Genomic DNA, 18,544 nt, shown 5'->3' with positions numbered 1-18,544 from the left:
GTCTTGACGCACGTCGGGTCCCGCTCGGGTGCCATCCACAGTCGGCGCCATGTGCTTGGCCTAATGTGTACGCGCAACCAGCAGCACCTGACGTTCGGGGCCATCTAGGACACGCCCTCCCGGATCGTCGTGAAGCAGTGGAGCGAGATGATCTCTGCGGCCGAGCACCGGATGAAGGCCGTTCAGAACTCGCTCCAGCACGAGACAACCCACGACTCTGGCCTCGCGTCCCTTTGCAAGAAGTACGCGCGAATCCTGCCGAAGAAGCCCTGGAGACCGCTGATCCTGACCTTGCCTGAGTGACCCGATCCAGTCGAGTCAGCACGCGACTGTAGGGCTTCAAGTTGTTCCTGCGGTGTACCAGGGGGCCTTGACGAGCCGTCATGCAGTGGTGCATGCTCGTCCTCGGTACACCACGGGAACAACGAGTCGAGGTCGTCATGAAGTTCTACACCGCGAGCAAGAGCCGTAATCAGGGCAGGGAGTCCTGGTCGGTCATCTTCCGTCACCCGGCGCGCATGGACTTGGCCACTGGCAAGACTGGGCGCCGCGTCCGGCGGGGGTTGGGGACCAGTGATGAGGCAGAGGCCTCGTTGCTCGTCGACCAGCTCAACCAAGTGCTGAGTGCCCCGGAGTTGTGGGAAGTCACAGCGAAGCCGGCGGCGGTGGGCCGTTTCGACTCGCGGATCGTCGAGATCTTCTACGACGGCATGGAGGTCAGCGAGGTCGACTTCGCCAATCTCAGGGAGGAGGTTCTGCCGCTCCCGAGTGAGGACGACTACCGGATGGTTCTTCTTCTCGGGACGACGGGTGCCGGCAAGACGACCGTCGTGCGCCAGATCCTCGGCACCGATCCCGACACTGAGCGCTTCCCGTCAACCTCGACCGCGAAGACCACTGTGGCGGACACCGAGCTGATCACTACCGGGGACGGCACCTACCGGGCTGTGGTGACGTTCGTGCCGAGGGATGAGGTGATCGACTACCTCACCGAGAACGTCTCAGAGGCGGCACTCGCTGCTCTCCGTGGTCGCTCCGACGACGAGATCCGGCGGAAGCTCCTGGACCACGTCAACCAGCGGTTCCGCTTCAGCTACGTGCTGGGAAGAGGCGTGGAGCAGCCCGACGACCTGGATCTTGCGGATGACGACGACGAGGAGTTCGACGACATCGATCCCGACGACTATGGCGTGGCTGATCTCGCGGCGACCAATGCCACCGTCGCCCAGGCGGTCGAAGCCGTAAAGACAGTGGTCGACCGGCATGCCAAGGAGATCTCTGAGGCGCTCAGTGACGACGACGAAGACGACGAGCGGGTCCTAGAGGAACTTATCGAGGAAAACCTCGACAGCGAACTGCGTCAGTCCGACGAGTTCCATGAGATCGTGGACTCGATCGTCGACGAGATCGAGAAGCGCTTCGGCACACTGGACGCGGGTGACTTGCGACGCAACCGCCAGGGATGGCCCACGACGTGGTCGTGGGAATCGGACGACCGTGCCGCCTTCATCAAGGTCGTGACGCGCTTTTCGAGCAACTTCTCTCCGCTCTTCGGGCGCCTCCTGACTCCGCTCGTCAATGGCATTCGGGTCAGTGGCCCGTTCCAGCCCGTCTGGGCATCCGAGCCAGTGCGCCTGGTGCTTGTCGATGGCGAGGGTCTTGGTCACACACCGAAGTCCGTCGCCACCCTATCGACTCACGTCGCCACCCAGCTGCAGCACGTTGACGCTGTGCTGCTCGTTGACAACGCGGCTCAGCCAATGCAGGCGGCGCCGGTGGCCGCTCTAAAGGGAATCGCAGTGAGCGGAAACGCCAGCAAGCTCCACGTGGTCTTCACCCACTTCGACCAAGTCAAGGGAGACAACCTGCCGACCTTCGGCGACCGCGAGCAGCACGTTCTGGCCTCAGTCGAGAACGTACTGAAGGCAATCGGCGACGAGCTCGGTCCGGCTGCTGAGCGTGTGCTCCGACGACGGATCGATGTAGCTCGATTCTTTGTGGGCGGGATTCACGAGCCGCTCAACTCGAAGAAGCGCACTGGTGCTCGCGCCATCGAGCAGCTGGAGGCCCTCCTGGACCTGCTCGCGCATCCTGAGCGCGCTGCCGATACCGGACCCAGCCGTCCGGTCTTCAACCGCATGAACCTGTCGCTGGCTGTCATGGAGGCCGCGAAGACCTTCCACACCAAGTGGCGCGGCTTGCTCGGACTCGACTACAACCCTGATGCCCCCAAGGAGCACTGGACCCGTGTGAAGGCACTCAGTCGTCGACTTGCCGAGGGCTGGAGCGACGAGTACGACAACCTCAAGCCGGTCGCAGACATGCGTTACCAGCTGCAGCTGCAGGTTTACCTGATGCTGCAGCGGCCGGAGCGATGGTCAGGCGGTGAGCCGAGCGACGACGAAAAGCTTGCCACCCTTGACGCTCTCTCCAACGCGGTCACCAACCGTCTGGTCGAGCTGACCAAGCGTCGCCTTCGTGATGAAGTGCGTGCGGGCTGGCAGGAGGCATATCTGCAGAAGGGCAAGGGTTCGACGTTCGACCGCGCGAAGATTATCGCGAACGAGGTCTATGACCGCGGCGCTCCTATCCCGACCGTCACCGCGTCACCCGACCAGAACCGCTTTATGAGGGATGTTGCCGGTGCGGTCGACGAGGTAGTCAGCGAGTTCGGCGGCGCTCTGGAATAGCCACATAGCCCCGCCCGCTTCCGAATGCTGCCATTCGGTTCCTGCCCATGCTGGAATGTCCTGGCATGTAGGGAGTCAGTCGTGGCTCAGAAGGTCCAGATCATATTGAAGGACGACCCCGATGGAGGCGAAGCGACGGAAACAGTTGACCTTCGGGCCGGGCGGCGGCACTTACCAGATCGACCTCAACGACAAGATCGCCGCGAATCTCGAGTAGTCGGTGGCGCAGGTCACCGAGGCGGGGCGAAAGGTCGGGAAGCGGGCCGTTGCTCGAGGGAAGAAGTCCTCGGGTGGCCCGAGCGCGGTCGAGGTGCGTGAGTGAGCCTTCGCCAAAGGACACGACCTACCGGCGCGCGGCAGCATCCCCGCTGGTCTGCGAAGCCTCGACGCAGTGCACGAAAGGCTGTGCAGGCAGGAGTGCCGGAGCGAACAACCAGGTTTTGGAAGGCGTCAGCGGGGATTCCCGGTGAGATTCATCCAGTTGGAGGGGCGCCATGCGCAGAGTCACCTACGGCAATCGAGGTCGTCCAAGGAGTGTCGCTCTCGACCTTGAGGAGCTAGTTCTGATCTTGCAGGGCGCCATCGAGTCTGTTGACGCCGAGCGGTTCGTCCTGGAACGCGACCAACGGGAAGCCCCACAGGAACTCAGCGAGTACGCGCGCGCGGGGAGTTACGAAGTTTCCGTCGTCGGTCGATTCCACACCCTTGCGCAGCGCTGGTTGGAGCGGCAAAAGTTGGCTGCGGTTTGGGAGCGCCCGGTGGCAAAGCGGACTAGCGGTTCAGGCAGGCACCCGACCATCGACATCTCACTCTTCGGCGAGGTCGCACCGGTCAACGACGGGGATCCGCCGACGAAGCGCGAAGTGCGACTGGAGTTTGGCTTCTTCGAGATCGCTAGTCCGAAGCGACCCTCGACCCGGCGCGTAGACCCATCTAAGCTTCGGGGCGACGCCGAGAAACTGTTCGACCTGCGCGCGGCGACATCGCCAGTGGCTGGGCCGATCGAAATCGAGAACTACATACTGCTATGGCGTATCGCCAACGAGAAGAACACTGGCGACAACCTCAAGTGGCATCATCGAGCGCTCACCACCTCCGCCAACGTAGCAACGACGGACTCGACCTTCCACGGTATTCAGATCGAGCACTTGTTGACGTCCTCCGTAGACCTGATCGCTGCCCGTACCAACGAGCATCGCGTGGCGTACGTCGGCGTGTTTAGTGTCGTAGGGCAACCTGCGCCTACCGCCGCGATGCCTTGAGAACACCGCCTTGGCGGGTCCACTCCTTGGCACTTGACCATAACGGCGCGGGTACGTGTCGACATTGACTTCTGATCCCTTGCGTCAGCGACACCCGCATCTGTCGGTGGCTGCATGCAGACTGCGAGGACCACCGATCTATAAGGGGGCAGCACAGTGGGCGCGCCGTACGTCTCGATCAAGCGTCTGGCCGACAACTCGCTCTCAGCGATGCTGTCGGCAGTGGAGGTCTACAACAAGCCGCAGATGACCTACCGCGACGAGGTCACCGTCATGCTCGTTGTAAACGCGTGGGAGTTGGCGCTCAAGGCGACGCTGCGCCAGAAGAACCGTTCGATCTTCTACCCGAAGCAGCGAGGCGAGCGCTACCGGTCGATCGGCATCGACGACGCGCTCGGGAGAGTCAGCGCCAACGGTCTTTGGCCGGCCGACATCGACGGTCCCGCAGCCACCGCGAACATCAAGGCGCTCACCGAGTACCGTGACCGTGCGATTCACCTGTACAACGCCCAAGGGCTTGGGGCGGTCATCTATCCGTTCCTACAGCAGAACGTCTTGAACTACCGCGACTTCATGTTGGCCAGGTTCAAGAAGGACCTGGCGGACTCCATGACGTGGCAGTTGCTCCCGCTTGGAGCGACGGCACCGGCGGACGCAGTGCAGTTCATGAAGGTTGATCGCAACGCGACGATGGTCGCTGAGGTTGAAGAGTTCATCAACGAACTGCGCCAACTCATGGACGTGGCGCAGGATTCCGGTGGCGATATGGCCAGAGTCGCCACGATGTACGACATCAACATGCAGTCGGTGAAGAAGATGTCGAGCGCGGACCTGGTGGTGGCAGTCTCCCCGACGGCCGACGGGCAGGTCGCCGTCCGCAAGACCGATCCGAACCAGACGCACCCGTACAGCGCCACGGAGCTGCTCCAGAAGGTCAATGTGAAGCGGAAGGGCCGGAAGCTGACCAGCTACGACGTCCAGGCCATTTGTTGGAAGGAGTCGCTGCGAGACAACGCCAAATACGCCTGGAAGCACAGCAACGGCGCATCGCACGTCTGGTCCGGCGACGCGCTCTCGTACTTGGCGTCACTCTCAGACGAGCGCTACGACACTCTTCGGTCCGAGTACGGCGCTCACCGTCGAACGATGGGGAATAAGTAGGGGAGGGCCGCCTGGATCGGCTACTCCTCGACCTCCAACCCAAGCCGTTCTCGCACCGCTTCGACGCGGCCGAACAGTCCGATTGCTTCCCAGGTCGACGCCATTAGTGGGTTGGGCCGTACGCCGGCGAGGTCGCTTCTCAGTCGCAGCTCGTTGCCGTCGAATACGTGCTCGTCGTCCAGAACGGTGTCACTCAGCTCATCCGCGCTAGCGTCACCAGCGATTCGAGCCCTCCGACCGCCATGACAGCAATCGGTAGCTCCCGCCGCGGGAGACGCTCGGCAACGATCCAGTTCTGATCCGCGTAGAAGGGCTCGAGAGTGACGACGATTCCAACCCGTGGCTTCGTCAGATGGATCGTCGGCTCGCGGTTAGCGATGGCTTGGATATCACGATGCGACCGATTGAGTTGCCTCGCCCTCCGCGAGCGTGATGGTCGCTGGGGCTTCCGTACGGCAACCGCGGTGCGATGCCGCCGTGGCAGTTCAGTTCACAGGTCTGCAGTGCAGACCACGTCGGCCGTCAGTTTCTGCCGCACGGTGGGTGGGAGTGCTCGCGCGGCCTGCGTGGCGGCTGCTTGGGCTTCCCAGAGGGCGCTTGGAAGGTCCGGAACGTCGCAGATCGTGGCGGTGACCATGCGTCCGGCGAGGGTGGCGGTCAGGCGTCGGGCGTCCGCGTTCGCGTGTCGCGCGTGGACGAAGAGAGCGTTGGAGTCGAGTAAACGGCTGGCCCATGGTGTGGCGGTGGGTGTCACACTCGCCAGGACGCTCGCGCCGCGCAGCAGAGATTGGTACGTGGCTTCGGCGTCTGGAGAGGCTTGATGAACCGGCCCGGTGATGGACGCCAGGCTCGAGTAGAGGTGACGTGACGCGTCGACGTAGTCGTGCGACGGTGGCGCGCCTGTGGTGGTCTGCGACCATGCGTCGGCCGCACCTTGGAGGGCCAGCGCTGACTGCCGGAGGCGTTCACGAACGTCTGACGTGGCAAAGGTCGGCGTCGTCGCCCTCAGGACGGCGTCCAGCGCGGCGTAGAGATGCACGCCCTGACTATTGACGTCTCTGAGTACTTCGACGCTCGGGACGCGAGCACGGAGCTCCGCGCGGATAGCCTGCGCCCACTGGTGGATCGCGAGATCGAGCCCCTGCGCGTCGGTGAGGAGCTCGCGGGCGTGGGAGGGGGCCGCGACGTTCTGCAGCCCACTCAAGGGTGCGCTGTTCGGCAGACGCTGGACCAGTGGCGACGCGTACCGCGCGATAGCCAGGGGCCGGTCGGCGATGGCAGGGTCGCACATGCTCAGGACTTGGGTTGCAGCAGCGCCGGCGACATCGAGGCACTCCTTCGCGATCGTCGCGGCTGACGCCGCCTGCAGCTCAGGAACGGCGGGGTCCATCCTGTTGAGGACGAGGAGGTCGGTGAGGGCGCCGACCGTACACGCGAGTCGCGCGAGTGGGTGGTCGTCGTCGCTCGGTGAGGGGTGGATGGGCCCGTTGAGCGTGAGCTCGCTTCTAGGGATGCGGTAGCCGGTGTCCGTGGGGGCTGCCAGCAGTGCGCCGGCCCGGATGCTCTTCCTCGCGGCGGCTTCGCTGATCCCCAGGAACCGCGCGGCCTCGCGCGGCGTGTAGTCGGGTTGGTCGCCTACGGGCTGGAGCGGCTGGGGATAGTCGCGGAACGCCCGGTGCAGCGCGACGGCGTGGGCGTCGGCGGGTGACCATCCGACGCGTGCGCTCACGAGCTCGTGCAGCAGCCTGTAGATGCTCTGGTCGAACGATTCCCACTGCTGTATGGACACTGGCTGACGGGATCGTTCGAGGTCGGCGAGTGTGAGACGGGATGTGCCGAGCAGGTCAGTGGCAGTCGTCGTCATCAGTGACGCGCCTTGTCGGTGCGGTGCGGTCGCGCGTCGAGGTCTCGTGCGTTCTCCGCGAGGTCGAGGACGTGGGCGCGCCAGAACGCGAGGTCGCTGGGCGACTCTTCGGCAGTCAGCCGGTCAAGCGCCTCGCATGCTGACGTCAGGTGGGCGTGCAGGTCCTTCACGGGAACGTTCGCAGTCGGTGGCATGGAGTCGAGGCCGGACGCGATGAGGCGGATCGTCCCGGCCATGGCTGACCACGGGTCGAGCGGATTCCCCTGAGCGCGGTCCGCGGCGAGGTCGGAGGCCGCTTGCAGCTCGGCGGCGGCGGTCTCGAGGAGTGTCATGGATGGCATGCGGTTCGACGCTCCCGGTTCAGATCAGGGATGGGGTGACGGGGATAAATGGCGTAGCCCGAACGGCTGTTGGCGGCCGGCGCATCGCGTCCTCGAGGGCTTTGGCGTAGGCGTCGCGCGGGTTCCAGCCGTGGCGGGTCATCTCTGACGTCGAGTCGCGCAGGAGCTGAGCGCGCTCGGTCGGTGGCAGCTGAGCAGCGAGCGCAGCGATCGTGTCCACGGCATCCCGGATGGGGTCGTCGACGCGATCGAGTAGCAGCTGGATCAGCTGTCGCCCAGGGACGACCGTGTGGGGGACTTCCGGATCGTGCGCGTTGCTGGGGCGTGCGAAGAGGTCGCCCAGTCCGTTCGGGCCTCGGGCGGCCAGCCAGTCGGCAGGATCGGCCCCAGACGGGAGTCGGCTGACCAGCACGGGGGCGCGCCGCTCGATGCAGGCGGCGTCGAGCCAACGAGTCGTGCCGTGCTGCCCGGCCGGGTCTCCGTCGAAGGCGATCCTCGGCGGCCTGTGGGTCATCGCCAGGACCTGGTCCACCTGGGTGGGCGACACCGCGACTCCGTTGGTGGAGCAGACCGCGACGCGCGACGAGGCCTCGACGGCCGCGGCAGCGGCGGCCACGGCGAGGGCGTCGAGCGCTCCTTCGACGACGAGCACCTGGGCGTCGGGGGAAAGGGCGTGCCGGGTCGGGCGGTAGAGGACCTGGGACTTGTCGAACACGGGCGTGTGCGTCGGGTTGCGGTACTTGGGGGCGGCGGGGTGGCCGCTGATGTCCCGTCCGATGAAGCCGCGGATCTGGTTGCGGTCGTTCGTGATCGGGATGATGAGTCGGTTGCGATAGGTGTCGATGAGGCGCGAGCCGCGGGTGCGCATGGCGAGGTCCATGCCGAGCAGCTCGTCGTCGTCGACGCCCTGTGAACGAAGGTGATCCGTCAGTGATGACCAGCCGTGCGTGGCGTGGCCGACGAAGATCTGTCCCCCGAAGGCGCGGGTGAGCGGTTCAAGGTCGATGCCGCGGCGGTGCTGCAGGTAGTGCGTGGCGAAGCCGGCGCCCACGGGCGTGGCGAAGTGTTCCCAGGCCAGCTGGTTGATCTCGAAAGCGCGGCTAGTGGCGATGTCGGCAATGGCCGACTGGGGGACGGCGCGCAGGTGGTGTCGAGGTCGGAGTACGGACAGCGACCGCTCCCGGTACCGGTCCCCGTCGAGCTCAGCCACAGCTTCGAGGAAGCCCAGGTTGCGGGTGCGGCAGACGAAGTCGATGACGTCGCCGCTGGCGCCGCACCCGAAGCAGTGGAACCGGTCTGGGACGCCGTCCACCGAGAACGATGGCGTCGCGTCGTCGTGGAAGGGGCAGCATCCGACGTAGCCGTGCCCGCGTTGGTGCAGCTCGATCCCGGCTGCCGCGACCACGTCCGCGAGTGGGTGCCGGGCGCGGACCTCCTCGACGTCGACGGAGCGTCGTTGGACGCTCACAGCTGCGCCTCGACGACGTGAACGGTGTCCCGGTCGGCGGAGTCGAGCGCGGCGCTGTAGCTTGCGACGAGCTGGGCGAAGGACTCGATGGACATGTGGATGTCGGTGTCCGTGGCGTGCGCGAAGGCGCGGTCGACGGCGGCGCGGGAGGCGCTCGGGGAGAGGACGGCATACTCCTGCCACGTCGGGTCGTAGGCGTAGAGCAGGCCGTGGCTGGCCGTGTCGCCGTCGAGCCGCAAGGAGATCCGCTGGTTGCTGCGCTGCCCCCAGCGCATGCCGTAGTCGCGGTCGACGCCGCGGATGTTGCGGTGCTGGGAGTCGAACGCCTTCGGCCCCGTCCATTCGATGGCCGGCTTCGGGGGTGACGCCGCAACCCCGTGGGCGTATGCCGCCGCGCGAAGGTCCGTGATCTCGCTGGTGCCGGCGTCGAGTGCGGTCGTGATGCGTTCGGCGATGGCGAACGGGTCGTGCCCGGCGACCGGGGCGAGTAGTTGCCCGACGGCGTGGGCGTAGGCGTTGCGCTGACCGAGGCGGTACCAGTAGTCGATCGGGTCGTGCTCCTCGACGTTGCGGCTCGCGTTGCGAGCCAGGGCCAGGAGCTGGTCGACGTCGGCGTCCGACGTGGGCTCGATCCTTGGCGTGGGGTGCGCGTTGGCTGACATGGCGGCCCTCCCGTGCGCGGGGCCTTCCCGCGCGTCTGGAGGGAGGACAGTCCGCGGGGGACACCATGTGTCCGGTCAATCGGACTGCGGCGCAGACGGTTTCCGCGCGGGCCATGGTGCGATGAGATCGTCGCGGTGGCCGGCGACGGAGCACTGGGTCTTGGCTACGTGCTCGGCCAGGATGATCTGCGCGTCGTGGAGGGCGCGGACGAAGTCCATGGCGGCGGTGGGGGAGGCGGTGTCGGCGTAGTCGGCGCGCTCGTGGTCGCGGAGCGCGGAGAGGATCTCGACGAGGGCGCCGTGCTGCGCCCAGCACGGAGGGATGATGCGAGGCTCGACAGCGAAGCGGCGCACGAGGTTTCGCACCCACTCGTCGAGGTCCTGCATCCGGTCGTGGGTTTCGTCCTCGGTGAGGGAGGGCCAGTGCACGGGTCCGCGGAGCTGGCCGAAGGTCCGCTGGAACGGATCCTCACCGAAGTCCAGCGCTTCGTCGGTCGTCACGGAGCGGGACTGTGCCGGTGAGGGGGGTTGTCGTCGGCGCGGGCGGCCAGGGCTTGCCGCAGGGCGGCGATGATCGCGGCCGTTGCCGTCCTGCGGTCTGAGCGCCTCCAGGTCGGGTGCGCGTCGATGAGGGCGTGCAGCCTCTGGTGGTCCCGACGGCACAGGGGCACCAGGTCCTCGACGGGCTCGATGCCCAGACGCGCGTAGGTGGCGTGGTGCAGGTGCCCGGCTTTCACGGTCCAGCGTCGCCCGCACACCAGGCACGAAGGCTCCACGCCGGCGACGGTTAGCCAAGCGGCATACCACTGCTTGCGCTTGTCGCTCCACGCGCGGGAGTTGAGGTACGCGTCGTAGGCAGCTCGACGGACCCGCCGGGTCTGGCGGGTCCGTCGGGCGTTGGGGTCAGGGACGGACGAGGCTCGCATCGCGAATCCTCTGCTCGAGGTCCTTGCGCGCAGCAGTGAGGCTCTTGGCATCGTTGCGCTTGGTCCACGGGCTCATGATCAGCGCGATCGGGCGCGCCGAGCGCATGAGCAGCACAGCCGACCCGAAGGGCAGAGTCCGCAGCTCGGCCGGCGTCAGGATCGGCACCTCGCTCGTGGAGGTCGACGTCGAGTGGCGGCCGTCATGACCGGTGCTGCGGCTCGTGACGTCCTTGGGTCGGGTGCCGATGAGCTTGGACAGGTCGTCGAGGTCGCGGGCGTTGGACCCGCCGCCGAGGATGAGCTTGACGATGGCGGCGTCCCAGATGGCCGACGCGGCGTGCTCGCCCCACACCGCTCGGGCTTGCGCAAGGGACTGGAGGACGACGGTCGTGGCGATGCCGGAGCCGCCGCCGTCGGACATGAGCGAGGCCAGCGAGGGGAGGGGGTAGTTGGCGGCCTCGTCGAGGATCATCGACAGGGGAGGGTCGAGGCGTGAGCCGGGGGAGCCGGCGGCCTTGCACCGGGCGACCTCGAGGACGTCCTCGAGGAACGCGCCGACCAGGCCCGATGTAGCGGCGGCGCCGGTCGAGGTGCCGAGCAGGTAGACGGTGCCGTTGTTGGCCAGGACGTTTGCTGGGTCGAGCTGCTCGCCCTCGGCGGGGGAGACGGCCTCAAGGACGCGAGGGTCGGCGAGCGCGGCGAAGGCGATCGAGACCATCGCCCAGACGGAGTCGCGCTGCCTCGGGTCGGCGCTGATGATGGAGTCGAGGCCTTGGTGCCACGCCGGCGCCGCTTTTGGGCTCGTGCTGAGGATCATGACCGCCTCGCGGGCGTGGACGGCGGACAGGGACCACCGGTAGAGGTCGGCCGCGTCGCACTCGCCAAGCGCTGCCGCGTGAAGAAGTGCGCGCACGGCCTGCTCGGCGGAGGACTGCCAGAAGTTCGCGTCTGTGGTGCCGGAAGCGGCGCCTTTGGTGAGCGCCTTGGCGCGGATCATCGCGACGTGCGGGTCCTCACAGCCGCGGATCGGTGACCATCGAGCTGTCGAAGGAATCCCGGGTGCGAGGCCTTGCGGATCGAACACGGCCACTGGGCCAGCAGATTGCCGGGCGCGCAGTGTCGCTGTGATGTTGTCGGGACGGGTGCTCGTCGTCACCACTGCCCCGGGTGCGTCGAGGATGGCCGGGATGACAAGATGCAGCCCCTTGCCGGAGCGAGGCGGCCCCAACACGACGGTGGAGTCCTCGACCGTGACAAAGCACGTGATGCCGCTGCTGAGCCCGACCGCATGCGCGACGTCATGGACGGATGCCGCGGCGGTCGTTGGCCGCAGTGTCTGGATGCGACCTTTGAGCCGACCTGCTCCCGCGGCACGAGCGATGTCCGAGCGCGTCGCCATACCGGTGCGGTGGTGCCACGCCACGCGCTGAGTTCGTGCCCGGCAGCCGCGATGGATGGCGTAGGCCGCGCCTCCAGCAGACAAACCGAGTCCGACCGCCAGGCACCAGAACTCAGGCGTGGAACCACCGCTATGACCCCACGCGGCGGCTGGTTGATCAGGGTGCAGCAGAACAGATATGACTCGACCGCCGGAGAACTTCGGAGCCGGGCTGCTGTGGATCCACGCTTGGAAGGTGGCGGCCAGCCACAGCAGCCCGCTCACACCAAGAGCCGTCGCCAGGGCGCCGAGCGCAGCGGAGTCGCTCGCCGGCAAGGGCCGTGATGCGTCGGTCATGAATCGCATATAGGCCACCGGGGGCACGATCGAAGGTGCGCCCTCGGCAGACGTCGTCGGCGAGCCGCTAGGCGCGGTCACACGCCTGTTGTCAGCCCGGGCGACTGACACCATCGCTGTCACGGATAGGACTTGGAAGGGCGACCTGTTGGCGTCACACGAATTGCGGCCGGGCGCCGGGCGGCATGGGGCAGGCTGGATGACATGCCTGGCGTGTCGCTGCGTTCACCAGTGGCGTTGGCCCGCCCCATAGATGACCTCACACCGCAGGGGGCTCAGAATCTGGTGTGGGAACCGAAGTGGGACGGCTATCGCGCGCTGGTAGGGGCAGGTCGCATCTATAGCCGCAACGGCACCAACCTCACGCCCCTGTTCCCGGACCTCGCGCCAGTCCTGGCCGCGCGACTGCCCCAGGACCTGGTCCTGGACGGAGAGGTGATCGCGTGGGACCCGGCTGCCGGTCGCCTGGACTTCGAGGGGCTCCAGGCTCGGATCACAGCCGGTCGGCGGATCCGCGCCGTCGCTGCCCGTCGGCCGGCCCAGCTGGTTGTCTTCGACGTCCTCGCTGCCGGCGGAGAGGACCTGCGCGGCCGTCCGTTGCAGGAGCGGCGTGCTGTGCTCGAACATGCGCTAGGCGCCATTGCCTCGCCCATCGTGCTGTGCCAGCAGACAGACGACCTGCTCCTGGCACGTGAATGGTTCGGCACACTGACCGCTGGTGGCATTGAAGGTCTCGTCATCAAGGACGTCCTCAGCACCTACCCGACCACGGCGGGTCAACGAGTCTGGTGGAAGGTCAAGGCCAGGCGGACGCTTGACATGCTCGCGATTGGGTTCACTGGCGAGGCGGCGTCACCCACGGCATTGGTACTGGCCTTCCCTGGCGTCGTCGACGACGAGGGCCAACCAGCCACGGCCGGGTCGACGACCACGCTGTCCAAAACCGTGGGCAGAGCCCTCATACCCTTGTTGCACCCCACTGGGGAGACGTTCCAGCGCACCTTCGCTTGGGGCTCAGCCGGACCCACAACAGTGACGATCGTCGAGCCATTCGTCGTCGAGGTAGAGGCCGACGTGTCCGCCGCCGCGGGCGTGCTCCGGCACGCGGTGCGACTCCACCGAGCTAGACCAGACGTTGATCCCGCAGAAGCGCTGTGACCAGGTAGGGTCTGCTGCACGGATAGGTGACAGTTTCGGTTAAGCCGCCTGGGTGGCGGTTGTCGTCATGATCAACTCGTATTCGACCGGGGTCAACCGCCCGAGGCGGGCTTGTCTCCGGCGGCGGTGGTAGGTGCGTTCGATCCAGGTGACGATCGCGATCCGCAGCTCCTCGCGGGTGGCCCACGCGCGACGGTTCAGGACGTTCTTCTGCAGCAGCGCGAAGAACGACTCCATGGCCGCGTTGTCGCCGGCCGCGCCGACGCGGCCCATCGACCCGACCATGCCGTGACGGTGGAGCTGGTGGACCAGCTTCCTGGACCGGAACTGCGACCCGCGGTCGGTGTGCAGGACGCAGCCGGCCACATCTGCGCCGTCAGCGTGGCGCCGGGCGACGGCGTTGTTTAGGGCCGCGACGGCGAGCGAGGACTTCATCCGTGAGTCGATGGAGTAGCCCACGATCCGGTTGGAGTACAGGTCCTTGACCGCGCACAGGTAGAGCTTGCCCTCGCCGGTCCAGTGCTCGGTGATGTCGGACAGCCACAGTCGGTTCGGGGCGGGCGCGGTGAAGTCGCGCTCGACCAGGTCGTCGTGGACCGGAGGGCCCGGCGTCTTGCCGTTGCGCCCGCGCTTCTTGCCGAAGGCGGACCACCACCCCAGCTGCGAGCAGATCTTCCACGCGGTCCGTTCCGCCATCGCCTCGCCGGCTTCGCGGGCCTCGTCGACCAGGAACCGGTACCCGAACTCCGGGTCGTCGCGGTGGGCGTCGAACAACGCGTTCGCCCGATAGGCCACAGTCAGCTCGGCAGCCGTGACCGGCCGGGCGAGCCAGCGGTAATAGGGCTGGCGGGCGATCTTCAGCACCCGGCACGTCACCGTGACGGGGATCCCGTCGCCGGCCAGCTCGCGGACGAGCGGGTACATCATTTTCCCGGCAGGTGCGCCTGCGAGAGGTACGCAGCCGCGCGACGCAGGACCTCGTTCTCCTGCTCGAGCAGCTTGATCCGCTTGTTCGCCTCCCGAAGCGCATCGGACTCGCTGGAGGCCCGGGCCGGGCTCGCCGCGCTGGCAGAGCGTCGCTCATCGATCGTCAGCCACCGCTTCAGACACGACGGCGAGATGCCGAAGTCCTTCGCGACCTGGGCTACGGAGGCATCCGACTCTTTAAAGACCCGGATCACGTCCTCACGGAACTCGTTGGGAAACGCCTTGGGCATGGTGCACATCCTTCCAGCGCCGACACACATCGGCGCAGATCAGATGTCACCTATCCGTGCAGCAGACCCGTAAGCAACGCAAACTTCATGAGCCGGCTCCCTGGGGCGGCCAGGTGTTCGCCCTAAACGCGCCAGGAAGGGGCGAGCGTATGCGCCTTCAATGCGGCAAATCCGGTAAACCTCCGGCACCCGCGTTTCTGTGACGCGAGGTGCCGGAGGTTCAGTTCTCCGTCACTTGGCCACGATGGTGGCTCGGTCGTCGGTGGTCGCCTTGATGGTGTCGTCGGTGGACAGGAGCACCTGCAGTTGGCCGTTGGCCGTTGGCCGTTCGGCTGGCGCTGATCGCGTGGGCAGGAGTGTCTAGTCGTGCCGCGCCGGTGTTCCAGGTCCGGCCCGTGTCTGTGCTGACCGCGACCGTGCCGTCGATGGTGATGCCGGCTGCGGTGGCCTCGTCCGCCCAGGCGAGCATGGTTAGCAGCGGGGCGCCCGGCGCCTTCGTCCAGGTCGTGCCGTGGGTGGAGGTAAAGACGCCCTTGCGGTGTGGCCGCCAGCACCGTGGACCCGTCCGGCGCCGCAGCGAGGCTGGCCACGTCGCCGGGCGTGGTGCCCTCGGTCCAGGAGGTGCCGTCCCTGCTGACGCGCACAGCGCCGTCGAAGCCGACGACCCCGGCGGGGGCTGCCGTCAGCGCGTGGAAGTCCGACTCGCCGCCACGGGACAGCACCTTCCAGCTGCGGCCGCCGTCGCGAGTCTCGATCAGCCCCACCGGCTGGGGCAGGTCCACTCCGTTGCCGGGGTGGCCCGAGGCGTAGTAGTGACGGGGCCCAGCCGCGGTGAACCCCATCCGGTCGATCTCGAGGCTGACCCGCGTCGACGTACCGCCCACGTAGCGGTAGAGGCCGGTGTGCGTGGCCAGGTAGATCTTCCCGGCGCTGGGCTCGCGGTAATGTCGTGCACTTGCAGCATGCCGGGCGCCGCACTCTGCTCGGAGCCGTGGCGTCGGTCAGGGCGGGCCTGCCCCGCTGGGTGCTGCAGGCCGAGACTACGGTCACGGCGAGCAGTAGCAGCAGTGCTGCGCGTGACCGTGCCCGGGCGGCACGTGGACGGCTCACTTCAAGGCTGACTTCAGGAGGGCCCGCATGGTGGCGATCTCCTTGGTACGGGCGTCGATGATCGCCTGGGCGAGCTGCTTGGCCTCGCCGTTGGACCCCTGCGACAGCTCGGTGCGGGCCACCGCGACCGCGCGTTCGTGGTGCTTGATCATCATCTGCATCCACATCCGGTCGAAGCTCGCACCGGTGGCGGTCACGAGCTGGGTCATCTCCTCCATGCTCATCAAGGACAGGCCATCGAACATCGACACACATCCGGGCCGACTCCCCCCGTCCACATTGTCATGAGGAATGTGGACACCCGTGAGGGCCCAGAGGGCCTCAAGTTGTTAGGCTCCGACCGGAAGCACGTACAGGGAGGCTACAAAGTGACGGAAACGTACGGTCAAGACAGTGAACCAGCGACAGACTCCGTTGCGTCCCTAGCCGCTCAGCTCGCTGACCCGACCCTGCGACGAGTTTTCGTAGAGGCACTCGCCATTCACTCCCTGCTCTCCGAGTGTGTGATCGACCGGTCATACACGATCCCAGACACCTTGGCAGCACCAGCACGGCTATCGCCATTCGGCAGAACCATGTTCGACGAAATTCGCGCGAAGAACCAACGCCTTAAGCCGAATGACGTCAAGTTTTCCATATTCATGGGTTTTGGATGCCCAGAAGGCATCCTGATCGACCCCTCCACCGACCTGGCTGCACTTCGGTCAGGTATCACGACCGAAATATCCAAGCAGCGTGTCTTGTTTCCCTACATTTTTGGTCGCGAATTACATGACCGCACAGCGGCACGGTTTCCCGAAAAACGCGAACTCAGTGCGAGCCAAACAATTGACCTGCTAAAGGAATTACCAGTCGGCGTTTTCCAAGCGGGCTACACCACGGTTGGACCTTTCGGGTGCATAGAGTCTCTGCAGGCTCGCACCCTAGAAGCGACACTCTCTGTCCCAGGGTATTACTGCTCTGATGAGACTTGTGAAGAGGTCCATCGCATCAAGCTAAACACGTCAGATACTCCACCGAGGCTTGCACCTGCAAATAAGACCGGAGACTATGTCACTGCGTACCTTGCAGATAAGTATGGGGGCTCCGAAGACCCGCACGCTCGCCTTATAAGCGAGGCGTTCCTCGCCGAGTACCAAGTGTACAATCTAGAGGCTTCTGAAGCGATTATTGAGACTGTCGTCGACGGTTTGAACCTCGACGAACTACGAGCCGTGGCAGAGGTCGCGCTGAAGGAGGGGCTAAAAGCTCACGGCGCGAAGTCCCTCTCTTTGCGGCTTGGCTCCGTTGTGAACAACCCAGCCGCCTTCGTAGCTGGACTCTCCACGCCTCACCTGATCCAGCTGCTCTTAATTTTCCCAGACGCCTTCATCATCCATGCTGTAGACGCCTGCGTAAGCGATGGCACAATCGCGATATCTGAGCATGAGGTTCGTGTCCGACGAATCGACAGATTCGGCGGCAATACCGCATGGGCGGAGATTGGTCGCCGCGGTATCCGCGTCACAGGTAAAGGGGACTTTGTAGCAAACCGACTCATGGAGATGCTCAGGTCAATCTACTATGACAAATCTTCAGCATCCTTGACACCGGAGGATTTGGCTTACCTTGTCGGCCCTTCGGCGTCCAATGTGGAGGAAGACTACATTCTTGACTATGCCGTTAGGGGTGGATCTCCCGAAGAGCTGCTCCGGAACCTGGTACTGGGAAGCCGGGCGGCCGTGCACAAAGCGGGTGACTACCTGCACGTCTCCCTTGAGGGGATGGAAAAGGACGAGATGCTAGAAACTCTTCTGTGGAAACTGGGCGCCTCCACAATTGCCCTTCAAGACGACTTGGGGCGCATGAAGAAGTACGAGGAAGCGCTGAGCGCGCGAATTAGCGAGGGCGCAAGTCAGGATGCCATTCGCGCTGAGATCTCTAATCTGTTTGCATCTCTTGAGGGAGCGCTCCGCGTCTCCTTGGAGTTTTGCACGTGGACCCTGACCAACGACCACTTCTTGGATGACCTGGCTTTCGTCTACGATCCACAGCCTCGACCTGGGGTCCTTGCCTTCATAGAAAAGTACTCCCCTGCAACCGACAATCGCTTTCAATTGGACCTAACCGGGAAGAACACCCTTTCGGCCTTGGGCGCTGGGTTTTCTCGCCTTGCTAAAGCCATCGACCGACTCGCTCCAGACGAATACCTGAGGCCGACGAGCCAGATTCCAGCAGTGTGCCGGGAAACAAATCACCCATTCGCATTTCCGCACACGATACCCTTCTTTGACCTGTCCACGGCTTCCAAGAGACTCGTTTTAGACTCCCTCAATAGCGTCTCCCGCCTCGTGCAAGACGAAGTGGTACTCAAGGTTCGCAACGCGACGATTCACGGAGACACCGAGTTTCCGTCAGTGGGAGAACTGGGCCTCGGACTAGAAAAACTTGCCGAGCTGAGGCACCTACTTTCAAGAAGCGGGTTCTATCCCACCCTGTTCAAGCGTGCCGAGACTGTTGTGGACGAATTAGGTCGGGCGGTCTATTCATTCCATGCGGCTGACACAACCATCGTCTTGAACAGGCCATCGTGGGCGATAGCTCCTAAAATGCCAAATACGAGCAGACGCATGATCGCCGTACCAGCTTGCGACACGATGGCCTCTGGTCCCCTGCGCTTTTCGCTGCACGGGCGCATGGGAGACGAACCCTACTGGAAGGGCTGGCCGAAGCGCTGGAGTGTAAAGCGTGAATACGGCAATTTGGCTCATGATGCACAAGGTCAAATGCCGAACGAGGCGGTCGGATAGCTGCTGGAGCGTGGCCCGTGATGGAGTTCCCTTTTCGGGGAAAGCCAACGGCCGTAGTGCTGCTTTGTCCGTACGAGATAGGTTCCGGTCAACTCTCGGCCGTTCAAAGAGAGCGGGCGGGTCTAGCGGGAGGGCGAATCTTGCAGACTTTTGCACCCCCC

14 protein-coding genes are annotated in these 18,544 nt (G+C 65.2%); 5 read left to right on the top strand and 9 right to left on the bottom strand.

Annotated features, from left to right (window positions below):
- Positions 1 to 440: 440 nt before the first annotated feature.
- From ASG96_RS21050 to ASG96_RS21040, 3 genes are all read left to right on the top strand, one after another.
- Positions 441 to 2,690 carry a hypothetical protein gene (locus ASG96_RS21050; protein WP_057589452.1) on the top strand — a complete coding sequence of 750 codons (2,250 nt, stop codon included), beginning with the start codon at positions 441 to 443 and terminating at the stop codon, positions 2,688 to 2,690.
- Positions 2,691 to 3,184: 494 nt separating this feature from the next.
- Positions 3,185 to 3,952, top strand: a complete 768-nt coding sequence (locus ASG96_RS21045; protein ID WP_157611103.1) for a hypothetical protein — start codon at positions 3,185 to 3,187, stop codon at positions 3,950 to 3,952.
- Between the two features lie 156 nt (positions 3,953 to 4,108).
- The gene (locus ASG96_RS21040; RefSeq protein WP_057589294.1) at positions 4,109 to 5,113 is read left to right on the top strand and encodes a DUF3644 domain-containing protein; all 1,005 of its coding nucleotides are present in this window, start codon (positions 4,109 to 4,111) and stop codon (positions 5,111 to 5,113) included.
- A 490-nt stretch (positions 5,114 to 5,603) separates the two neighbouring features.
- Here the strand turns inward: ASG96_RS21040 and ASG96_RS21035 are convergent, their stop codons facing one another.
- The 7 genes from ASG96_RS21035 to ASG96_RS21005 form a co-directional block, all read right to left on the bottom strand.
- Positions 5,604 to 6,977, bottom strand: coding sequence for a helix-turn-helix domain-containing protein (locus tag ASG96_RS21035; protein ID WP_157611102.1), 1,374 nt, complete (start codon positions 6,975 to 6,977; stop codon positions 5,604 to 5,606).
- Positions 6,977 to 7,309, bottom strand: a complete 333-nt coding sequence (locus ASG96_RS21030; protein WP_057589292.1) for a hypothetical protein — start codon at positions 7,307 to 7,309, stop codon at positions 6,977 to 6,979. The genes ASG96_RS21035 and ASG96_RS21030 overlap by 1 nt, the downstream gene beginning before the upstream one ends.
- 28 nt (positions 7,310 to 7,337) lie before the next feature.
- Positions 7,338 to 8,786, bottom strand: a complete 1,449-nt coding sequence (locus tag ASG96_RS23485) for a CHC2 zinc finger domain-containing protein (protein WP_057589291.1) — start codon at positions 8,784 to 8,786, stop codon at positions 7,338 to 7,340.
- Positions 8,783 to 9,448, bottom strand: coding sequence for a hypothetical protein (locus ASG96_RS23480; RefSeq protein ID WP_057589290.1), 666 nt, complete (start codon positions 9,446 to 9,448; stop codon positions 8,783 to 8,785). Before ASG96_RS23480 ends, ASG96_RS23485 begins: the two co-directional genes overlap by 4 nt.
- A gap of 75 nt (positions 9,449 to 9,523) precedes the next feature.
- Positions 9,524 to 9,949: a hypothetical protein gene (locus ASG96_RS21015; RefSeq protein WP_057589289.1), complete on the bottom strand. Its 426-nt coding sequence runs from the start codon at positions 9,947 to 9,949 to the stop codon at positions 9,524 to 9,526.
- Positions 9,946 to 10,374 (bottom strand): hypothetical protein, encoded by a 429-nt coding sequence (locus tag ASG96_RS21010; RefSeq protein ID WP_057589288.1) that lies wholly within the window; start codon positions 10,372 to 10,374, stop codon positions 9,946 to 9,948. The genes ASG96_RS21015 and ASG96_RS21010 overlap by 4 nt, the downstream gene beginning before the upstream one ends.
- Entirely contained in the window at positions 10,352 to 11,773 is a 1,422-nt protein-coding gene (locus tag ASG96_RS21005; RefSeq protein ID WP_235509258.1) for a type IV secretory system conjugative DNA transfer family protein, read from the bottom strand. Before ASG96_RS21005 ends, ASG96_RS21010 begins: the two co-directional genes overlap by 23 nt.
- A 540-nt stretch (positions 11,774 to 12,313) precedes the next feature.
- Between ASG96_RS21005 and ASG96_RS21000 the strand changes: the two genes are divergently transcribed.
- The gene (locus tag ASG96_RS21000) at positions 12,314 to 13,267 is read left to right on the top strand and encodes a hypothetical protein (RefSeq protein ID WP_057589286.1); all 954 of its coding nucleotides are present in this window, start codon (positions 12,314 to 12,316) and stop codon (positions 13,265 to 13,267) included.
- Positions 13,268 to 13,306: 39 nt separating this feature from the next.
- On the opposite strand, the gene ASG96_RS20995 is transcribed toward ASG96_RS21000, so the two are convergent.
- A protein-coding gene (locus tag ASG96_RS20995; protein WP_157611101.1) for an IS3 family transposase occupies positions 13,307 to 14,484 on the bottom strand; the annotation gives its coding sequence in 2 pieces (ribosomal slippage) (positions 13,307 to 14,197 and positions 14,200 to 14,484; 1,176 coding nt in all).
- Between the two features lie 1,106 nt (positions 14,485 to 15,590).
- Positions 15,591 to 15,818, bottom strand: a complete 228-nt coding sequence (locus ASG96_RS20980) for a DUF305 domain-containing protein (protein ID WP_235509257.1) — start codon at positions 15,816 to 15,818, stop codon at positions 15,591 to 15,593.
- A 60-nt stretch (positions 15,819 to 15,878) separates the two neighbouring features.
- Between ASG96_RS20980 and ASG96_RS23475 the strand changes: the two genes are divergently transcribed.
- Complete coding sequence (locus tag ASG96_RS23475; protein WP_162262065.1) at positions 15,879 to 18,383, top strand: hypothetical protein; 2,505 nt, start codon at positions 15,879 to 15,881, stop codon at positions 18,381 to 18,383.
- Positions 18,384 to 18,544: the final 161 nt, after the last annotated feature.

The sequence above is a fragment of the Terrabacter sp. Soil810 genome, from assembly GCF_001429645.1.
Lineage (GTDB): Bacteria > Actinomycetota > Actinomycetes > Actinomycetales > Dermatophilaceae > Terrabacter.
Note: the sequence above shows the minus strand (reverse complement) of the source record. Positions and strands in the feature narration are given on the sequence as shown.

Coding starts and splice junctions, on each gene's coding strand:
- ASG96_RS21045 (WP_157611103.1), top strand. CDS start 3,185: ATGCGCAGAGTCACCTACGGCAATCGAGGTCGTCCAAGGAGTGTCGCT.
- ASG96_RS23475 (WP_162262065.1), top strand. CDS start 15,879: ATGAGGAATGTGGACACCCGTGAGGGCCCAGAGGGCCTCAAGTTGTTA.
- ASG96_RS21050 (WP_057589452.1), top strand. CDS start 441: ATGAAGTTCTACACCGCGAGCAAGAGCCGTAATCAGGGCAGGGAGTCC.
- ASG96_RS21000 (WP_057589286.1), top strand. CDS start 12,314: ATGCCTGGCGTGTCGCTGCGTTCACCAGTGGCGTTGGCCCGCCCCATA.
- ASG96_RS20980 (WP_235509257.1), bottom strand. CDS start 15,818: ATGAGCATGGAGGAGATGACCCAGCTCGTGACCGCCACCGGTGCGAGC.
- ASG96_RS21005 (WP_235509258.1), bottom strand. CDS start 11,773: ATGGCGACGCGCTCGGACATCGCTCGTGCCGCGGGAGCAGGTCGGCTC.
- ASG96_RS21010 (WP_057589288.1), bottom strand. CDS start 10,374: ATGCGAGCCTCGTCCGTCCCTGACCCCAACGCCCGACGGACCCGCCAG.
- ASG96_RS21035 (WP_157611102.1), bottom strand. CDS start 6,977: ATGACGACGACTGCCACTGACCTGCTCGGCACATCCCGTCTCACACTC.
- ASG96_RS21030 (WP_057589292.1), bottom strand. CDS start 7,309: ATGACACTCCTCGAGACCGCCGCCGCCGAGCTGCAAGCGGCCTCCGAC.
- ASG96_RS23480 (WP_057589290.1), bottom strand. CDS start 9,448: ATGTCAGCCAACGCGCACCCCACGCCAAGGATCGAGCCCACGTCGGAC.